Origin of the sequence: Acidiphilium sp. AL (assembly GCF_025499445.1) — a bacterium.
Taxonomy (GTDB): Bacteria; Pseudomonadota; Alphaproteobacteria; order Acetobacterales; family Acetobacteraceae; genus Acidiphilium; species Acidiphilium iwatense.
In genome coordinates this window covers 21944-28551 of the sequence record NZ_JAIMBZ010000042.1, presented here as the reverse complement: position 1 = coordinate 28551, position 6608 = coordinate 21944, and the positions used below count along the sequence as shown (strand labels likewise).

The 6608-nt window shown below is 62.5% G+C and carries 9 protein-coding genes and 1 tRNA gene; 2 read left to right on the top strand and 8 right to left on the bottom strand.

All coding sequences use genetic code 11. The annotated features are described in order from the left end of the window. From AiwAL_RS16800 to AiwAL_RS16790, 3 genes are all read right to left on the bottom strand, one after another. A partial coding sequence (locus AiwAL_RS16800) for a LysR family transcriptional regulator (RefSeq protein WP_262313111.1) occupies nucleotides 1-329 on the bottom strand: 329 nt, incomplete at its 3' end. A 94-nt stretch (nucleotides 330-423) separates the two neighbouring features. Further along, a complete protein-coding gene (locus AiwAL_RS16795; RefSeq protein ID WP_262313110.1) occupies nucleotides 424-1599 on the bottom strand; it encodes a Fic family protein in 1176 nt (391 codons plus the stop codon). Between the two features lie 290 nt (nucleotides 1600-1889). Then, nucleotides 1890-1964 (bottom strand) — tRNA-Gly (locus AiwAL_RS16790). Between the two features lie 160 nt (nucleotides 1965-2124). Between AiwAL_RS16790 and AiwAL_RS16785 the strand changes: the two genes are divergently transcribed. Then, the gene (locus tag AiwAL_RS16785) at nucleotides 2125-3069 is read left to right on the top strand and encodes a tetratricopeptide repeat protein (RefSeq protein WP_235704613.1); all 945 of its coding nucleotides are present in this window, start codon (nucleotides 2125-2127) and stop codon (nucleotides 3067-3069) included. 14 nt (nucleotides 3070-3083) lie between these two features. Then, nucleotides 3084-3743: an LON peptidase substrate-binding domain-containing protein gene (locus AiwAL_RS16780; protein ID WP_235704647.1), complete on the top strand. Its 660-nt coding sequence runs from the start codon at nucleotides 3084-3086 to the stop codon at nucleotides 3741-3743. Here the strand turns inward: AiwAL_RS16780 and AiwAL_RS16775 are convergent. Genes AiwAL_RS16775 through flgC form a run of 5 tightly spaced genes read right to left on the bottom strand, consistent with a single transcriptional unit; the run spans nucleotide 3734 to nucleotide 6608 of the window. Beyond that, a complete protein-coding gene (locus tag AiwAL_RS16775) occupies nucleotides 3734-4795 on the bottom strand; it encodes a flagellar biosynthesis protein FlhB (protein ID WP_235704614.1) in 1062 nt (353 codons plus the stop codon). The two genes, AiwAL_RS16780 and AiwAL_RS16775, sit on opposite strands and share 10 nt — an antisense overlap. 20 nt (nucleotides 4796-4815) lie before the next feature. After that, nucleotides 4816-5595 (bottom strand): flagellar biosynthetic protein FliR, encoded by a 780-nt coding sequence (locus tag AiwAL_RS16770; RefSeq protein ID WP_235704615.1) that lies wholly within the window; start codon nucleotides 5593-5595, stop codon nucleotides 4816-4818. After that, a complete protein-coding gene (locus AiwAL_RS16765; RefSeq protein ID WP_235704616.1) occupies nucleotides 5592-5864 on the bottom strand; it encodes a flagellar biosynthetic protein FliQ in 273 nt (90 codons plus the stop codon). The genes AiwAL_RS16770 and AiwAL_RS16765 overlap by 4 nt, the downstream gene beginning before the upstream one ends. Before the next feature lie 37 nt (nucleotides 5865-5901). Continuing rightward, nucleotides 5902-6204, bottom strand: a complete 303-nt coding sequence (locus AiwAL_RS16760) for a flagellar hook-basal body complex protein FliE (RefSeq protein WP_235704617.1) — start codon at nucleotides 6202-6204, stop codon at nucleotides 5902-5904. Further along, nucleotides 6204-6608: a flagellar basal body rod protein FlgC gene (gene flgC, locus AiwAL_RS16755; protein ID WP_235704618.1), complete on the bottom strand. Its 405-nt coding sequence runs from the start codon at nucleotides 6606-6608 to the stop codon at nucleotides 6204-6206. The genes AiwAL_RS16760 and flgC overlap by 1 nt, the downstream gene beginning before the upstream one ends.

Here is a 6608-nt window from a genome sequence, read left to right as displayed (position 1 = left end):
CTTGCCATGCTCCAGCACCATCCGCACCGCGCGTTCGCGGACCTCAGGTGAATATCTGTTCGATGTCTTCCGCTTTTCCATTGCTCCATCCTACTCAAGAGTTGGAGCCTCCAGGATTCCCGGCGCGGTTCACGAGTGCCGCCATTCGTCCTTTCGAACAACACCACACCAAGCTGGCGCTCGATCTCGTGCAGCCGGCGGCTCAAGGTCGATTGGCGTATGTTTAGAGCTTCCGCCGCCTGTCGCAGACTGCGGTGTTGTGACGTTACGACTGCCAAACGCAAATCACGAAGCTCTATATCCACGCCATTCACATCGTCGGCCTGCATACCCACCGACGCCTCCTATAAACTTTGCCTCCCCGCCCTAGTCGCCTCCATCTGACGATATACGTTGCGCTTGGTTTCGATTTCCCCCGGCGCGTCAGGCCGGCAATGGATCGGTGCCGCGATCGAGCAAGGCCAGATAGTCCGAATAGGCGTAAATCCGGCCGCGTTGCCGTCCCGTGGTCTCGCGCACGACGTTGATCTTGGCGAGGTTTTCCAGCGCCGTGCTGGCGGTCGGGAAAGAGACGGCGAGTTTCTCGGAGACAGTTTGGATGGTGACGATCGGGCTGGCTTGCATCAATTCGTGGACTCGGAGCGCGGATGGGGCCGCGCGGCCGAGGCCGGCGATCTGCTGTCGGTGAGCCTCGAACATGGCGATCAGATCGCGTGCGGTCGCGGAGGCTTGTTCAGCGGTCTCCGCGACGCCGGTCAGGAAGAACTCTATCCAGGTCTCCCACGTCCCAGCCTGGCGGACCTCCTGCAGGAGCCGGTAATAGTCGTCGCGCCGGGATTTCAGGAACAGGCTGAGATAGAGGATCGGCTCGCGCAGCACCTCCGCCTCGCACAGGATCAGCGTGATGAGCAGCCGGCCCAGGCGCCCGTTGCCGTCGAGAAAAGGGTGGATCGTCTCGAACTGGACGTGGGCCAGGCCCGCCCGGATGAGCGGGGGCAGCGCCGCATCCTCGCTGTGCAGGAAGCGCTCGAGCGCATCGAGGCATTCGTCCAGCCGGTTCGGCGGCGGCGGCACGAACAGCGCGTTGCCGGGCCGGGTTCCGCCGATCCAGTTCTGCGAGCGGCGGAACTCGCCCGGTTGCTTCGCGGCGCCTCGTTCCGACTTGAGCAGGATCGCGTGCATTTCGCGGATCAGCCGGAGCGAGAGGGGAAATCCGCCCCGCATCCGGGAGACGCCATGCTCGATCGCCGCAACGTAGTTCGAGACCTCGGTCACGTCGTCGAGTTCGACCGTCGGCGCTTCATGATTTTCGAACAGCAGCAGATCCGACAGCGAGGATTGCGTCCCCTCGATCTGAGAGGACAGCAGGGCTTCCTTGCGGACGTACATGTAGAGGAACAAAGGCGTCGAGGGCAGGATCGTCGTCACGCCATCGAGGCGCCCGACCGCGGCAATGGCGCGTTCGTAGACCTGCATGAACCGTCCGAGTTCGAGCGGCGGATTCGGCGGCAGCGGGGCAGGCACATAGGCGCGCACGCGCTCGCCTCCCGCGCTCGTTTCGACATAGGTCCCGAGCCTTTGATTCTCTCCGTTCGTCACACGCGATCCTTTAATTAGCTTTGCCGCTATTAAAGCATATCGCCATATATCTTAATAGCGAGCGGGGCTAATTCAAGGCTGCCGGCATGACGCTGCGCCCACAGGCGCAGGCGGTTAGGAGCACGACAGGGTGAGGATGCCCGCCCAAACACGCTGGAACCGCCCCGCGTTTTCCCTCAACTGCTTACATAGTGCTTACATTTTTTCAGACCAAGAAATGTAAGCGCCGAAAGCGAAGGGCCGCCTTGCGGCGGCCCTGTCATAACGCTCTAATTTTCCTAAGGAAAACTTGGAGCGGGCGAAGGGATTCGAACCCTCGACCCCAACCTTGGCAAGGTTGTGCTCTACCCCTGAGCTACGCCCGCTCGGCGAGCACGCTGATACCCAGCTTCGATGGCGATTGCAAGCCACCGGACGATCCCGTAATCCGCTTGCAACGAGGCCATGACAGCCCGATTGCTCGCCACGGCTTGCGCCTCGGCAGCGAGCCATCATGTAAACCATCAAATGAACGGATTGCTTGCCATGGATCATCCATTGGGACCGAAAACCGCATCCTCCGGCCAAACCACGGCGGATGACACCATGATCGTCGAGGGAAATCAGGCCAACTTCATGAAGGACGTGGTCGATGCGTCCCGTGAACGGCCGGTTCTGGTGGATTTCTGGGCGACCTGGTGCGGACCGTGCAAGACCTTGACACCCGCGCTCGAGAAGGCGGTCCGCGCGGCTGGCGGGCGCGTGAAGCTGGTCAAAATCGACATCGACCAGAACAAGGCCCTGGTGCAGCAGCTCGCTGGCCTCGGCTTGCCCCTGCAGTCGGTGCCCACCGTGGCCGCGTTCTGGCAGGGCCAGATCGCCGATCTGTTCCAGGGCGCGCTGCCTGAAAGCGAAATCCGCCGCTTCATCGAGGCGTTGCTCAAACTCGCCGGATTGTCCGCGCCGTCGGCCGATCTGATCGCCGACGCGCGCAAGGCGCTCGATGCGAACGACTCCGCCCAGGCGGCGGAATTGTTCGGCGCCGCCCTGAACGAGGACCCGGAGCGTCCGGAAGCCTGGGCCGGCCTGGCGCGCGCATTGCTTGCCCTGGGCGACGATGCGCAGGCCGAGGCAATACTCGCGGATGTTCCCACCAAACTGGCTGATCATGCGGACATCGTCGGTGCCCGCGCCGCGATCGCCGTGGCCCGCGAAGGACGCGAGGCCGCCAGTGCAAGGAATACGCTCGAAACCAAGCTCGCGGCCGATCCGAACGACCATGAGGCGCGCTATGCTCTCGCAAATGCGCTGAATTCGGTCGGCGAACGTCAGGCGGCGGCCGATGCCCTGCTCGAAATCATGCGCCGGGATCGGAGCTGGAATGACGACGCCGCGCGGCTTCAACTTTTGAAATTCTTCGAGGCTTGGGGGTTCGACGATCCCGACACCATGACGGCACGCCGGAAATTGTCGGCCTTTCTGTTCAGTTGACCGTCGAGCCTGGCATGACAGGGGCTGCCGCACGGATCGAGGGACTCCCGGAAATCTTCCCGGTTTTCCCCTTGACCGGCGCCTTGCTATTGCCAGGCGGCCGGTTGCCGCTGAACATTTTCGAACCGCGCTATCTCGCCATGGTTGACGACGCCCTCGGCGCGGGTCGGGTTTTCGGGATGATCCAGCCCGATCCGCAACGGCCCGAGGGCCCGGTGGGGCCGAATTTATATCGTATCGGTTGTCTCGGACGGATTTCTGCATTCAGCGAAACCGATGACGGCCGTTACCTGATTACTCTCACGGGTCTGATCCGATTTTGCGTCGTCGAAGAGGCCGAGATGCGGCGCGGTTATCGCCGCGCTCATGGCGATGTGTCGGAATTCCGCCATGACCTGGTGGTAGCGGCAGGCGGCGAGGGGATGGCCGATCGAACGGTGTCCCGGTCGCGATTGATGGCATCGCTTCGACGCTATTTCCACGCGACCGGCGTGGATGCCAACTGGGACGCCATCGAGGCGATTTCGGACCAGGCTCTGGTCATCACCTTGTGCATGGCCTGCCCATTCAGTCCGGTGGAAAAACAGGCCTTGCTCGAAGCGCCGACCGAGGCCGAACGCGCTTCTGCGTTGCTGGCGCTCCTGGAAATCAACGCACACAGGCATCACGAATAGGCTCGCTGCCGCTCGACATCGGCGAGTTTCCAGATATAGGCGATGATTTCCGCGACGGCCTTATAGTGTTCCGGCGCGATTTCGGACTCGACATCCAGGCGGAATAGAGCACGTGCGAGAGGCGGATTCGCGACGATCGGTATCCGGTTGTCGCGGGCCAGTTCGCGGATATATCCGGCCAGCCGATCTGCCCCCTTGGCGACGATTTTCGGCGCCTCCGCTTGGCCCTGCCGGTATTCGAGAGCCACGGCGTAATGGGTCGGATTGGTGACGACGACGCTCGCGCGCCCCATCGCCGCCTTCATCGTCTGTTTCGTGCGGCGTGCCCGCAACGCGCGGAGTCGGGCCTTGATCGCGGGGTTGCCGTCGAGCTCTTTCTGCTCATCCTTGACCTCGGCGTGAGACATGCGCAGCCGGATCGCGAATTGAGTACGCGTCCAGACGAAATCGGCGGCGGCGATCGCCCCATGTGTGACCATGGCGGCAATGACGACGGCAACGGCCAGACGCAAAATCATCGCGGGAAGGGCCGGCACAGGCAGCACCAGCGCATCGATGACGTGGCCGGCATGAACAATGAGCACAAGGTAAATCGCAGCGCCGAGACCGCAAAGCTTGCCGACCGACTGCAACGTTTCAATCGCGTGCTGGGCACTGAATAAAGACGAAAGGCCACCCAACGGGATCAGGCGATTGAACCGCAGGGTGATGGCGGTGATTCGAAGCCGAAACCTAGTCTGAACCAAGGTGGCGAACAACGTTCCCAGGGTCGCCGCGCCAGCGATCGGGAGAACGATCGTGAGGGCAGCGTGAAACGCCAATCTGATCGTCGGGCCGGGTTCTCCCACCGAACCGGCATGGCTCAGAATGCCAGAGAAAATTCTGGATAATCGCAGCGCCGCAGCAGGCAGAAGCGATCCAAGAACCAGCAGGGCCGCGCCAAGCCCCGCCATTGTGGAGACCTCGCGCGATATCGGTGCTTCGCCATCGTTGTGCGCCTTGACCAGTCGCGTCGGCGTCGCGGCTTCGGTGCGGCTTTCCGGTTCGGCCATGGTTTATCGGCCCGGTCCGGTCATAGGCTGAAACCGTTGGTCAGCAACCGGTCGGTCACGTGGCTCCAGACCTCGATCATCGGAATCAGGGCAGCGCCGAGAAGAATCAGCCCGCCAAGGATCTGCAGCGGCGAGGCCACGAAGAACACCTGCAATTGCGGCGCCGCCTTGGCCATGAAACCGATGCCCACCTGCCAGATCAGCCCCACGACCAGAAACGGAGCCGCGAGTTGGATGGCAAGGAGGAATTCATCCGCGACGCAGGCGACAATCCCGCGCAGGACACTGCCATAATCAAGGGCGTGTGCCGCTCCGCTCGCGATGCCGGGCGGCAGCCAATGAAACGAATTGAGCAATCCGAGCAGCGGGGCGACGAACAGTCCGGTGCCGAGCATGAGCGCGGGCAACCCGACGCTCAGCCCGGTCGAAATCAAGGTGTTGCTAGCCCCCATTTCAGTGCTCGGTAGCAACACGCTTGCGAGCCCGATCTGATAGGAAATGATTTGCCCCGCCACGGGCAGGGCGACCACGATGGTTTGGGTCAGCCAGCCGAGCGTCAATCCGATCACCGCCTCCTTCGCCAGGGTCGCCGCGAGAATGATCGGTGCCGCCGGGATATGCGGCAGCGTCCCGCCGACGAGCGGCGCGATGATGATTGTGAGGGTGAGCGCCAGCCCGATTCGGATGGTCGGCGGGACGGTGGCATCCGCGAAACCGGGCAGCAGCATGACGGCACCGCCGATGCGAATGAAAACCAGCAGCGCACCGAACATCATATCGGCGACGCCCGGTCCCGTCATGACCTTCCGACCCCGATCATCGAGGTGAACAACGCATGGGCGAATTGCAGCAAGGCGCTTTGCATGAACCCGCCCATCACCAGGATCACCCCGACGATTGCGGCAACCTTCGGCAGAAAGACCAGGCTCGCCTCGTTGATCTGGGTAACCGCCTGCAAAAGCGAGATGACAAGCCCGGTCGCGAGCGATGCGATCAGCGGCGGCCCGGCCAAACGGGCGGCAAGATACAACGCCTCATGAAGCATCACGGCAATCGACGGATCGGTCATGGGGGCTCGTTCTGGCAAGGCATCGCTTCGCTTCGGATCAGATCGGCATATTCATGATCGACTGGTATGCCTGGATCAGCCGGTCGCGAATTGCCACGGTGGTTTGCAAGGCGAGTTGGGCCTGCGCCACCGAGGTGACGATTCCGGTCAGATCGCCCTGGCCTTGAAGCCCGTTTCGCGCCGCTATCTCTGCCGATGCACTTTGATCGACCGCCGTGCCGATGGCATGGGTCAGAAAGCCGGCGAAGCCGCTTCCAGCGGTTCCGGCGCCGGAGGCGACATGATCGTAAGTGGCGGCGGCCGAGGCGGGATGCAGCGCCGATGCGGAAATGCCGAACATCAGATCAGACTCAGCGTGCGCGTCAGCATGCCGCGCGTTGCGTTCATCACCGACAGATTGGCGTCATAGGATCGTTGCGCCTGCTGCATGTCCATCAATTCCACGAAACTGTTGACATTGGGCAGCTTGACGTAGCCCTGCGCGTTTGCCGCCGGGTTGGACGGATCGTATTTGACCGGAAACGGGCTCCGATCGTGCCCAATCTGGTCGACCGAGACGAGCTGCGTCTTCAACGTCCGGTCGAACCGGTCGCCGAAGGTGATGGTCTGCCGCCGATAGGGATTGCTGCCGGGCGCCCCACCGGTGCTTGCGGCATTCGCGAGATTTTCCGCGATCACCTGCAGCCGTGCGCTCTGAGCCGACAGGCCGGACGCGGAAATTGCGAGAGTCGTGCCGAAATTCAT

Excerpts from the sequence above, each read along its gene's own strand:
- AiwAL_RS16785 (WP_235704613.1), top strand. The coding sequence starts at position 2,125 with ATGGATCATCCATTGGGACCGAAAACCGCATCCTCCGGCCAAACCACG.
- AiwAL_RS16780 (WP_235704647.1), top strand. The coding sequence starts at position 3,084 with ATGACAGGGGCTGCCGCACGGATCGAGGGACTCCCGGAAATCTTCCCG.
- AiwAL_RS16775 (WP_235704614.1), bottom strand. The coding sequence starts at position 4,795 with ATGGCCGAACCGGAAAGCCGCACCGAAGCCGCGACGCCGACGCGACTG.
- AiwAL_RS16770 (WP_235704615.1), bottom strand. The coding sequence starts at position 5,595 with ATGACGGGACCGGGCGTCGCCGATATGATGTTCGGTGCGCTGCTGGTT.
- AiwAL_RS16765 (WP_235704616.1), bottom strand. The coding sequence starts at position 5,864 with ATGACCGATCCGTCGATTGCCGTGATGCTTCATGAGGCGTTGTATCTT.
- AiwAL_RS16760 (WP_235704617.1), bottom strand. The coding sequence starts at position 6,204 with ATGTTCGGCATTTCCGCATCGGCGCTGCATCCCGCCTCGGCCGCCGCC.
- flgC (WP_235704618.1), bottom strand. The coding sequence starts at position 6,608 with ATGAATTTCGGCACGACTCTCGCAATTTCCGCGTCCGGCCTGTCGGCT.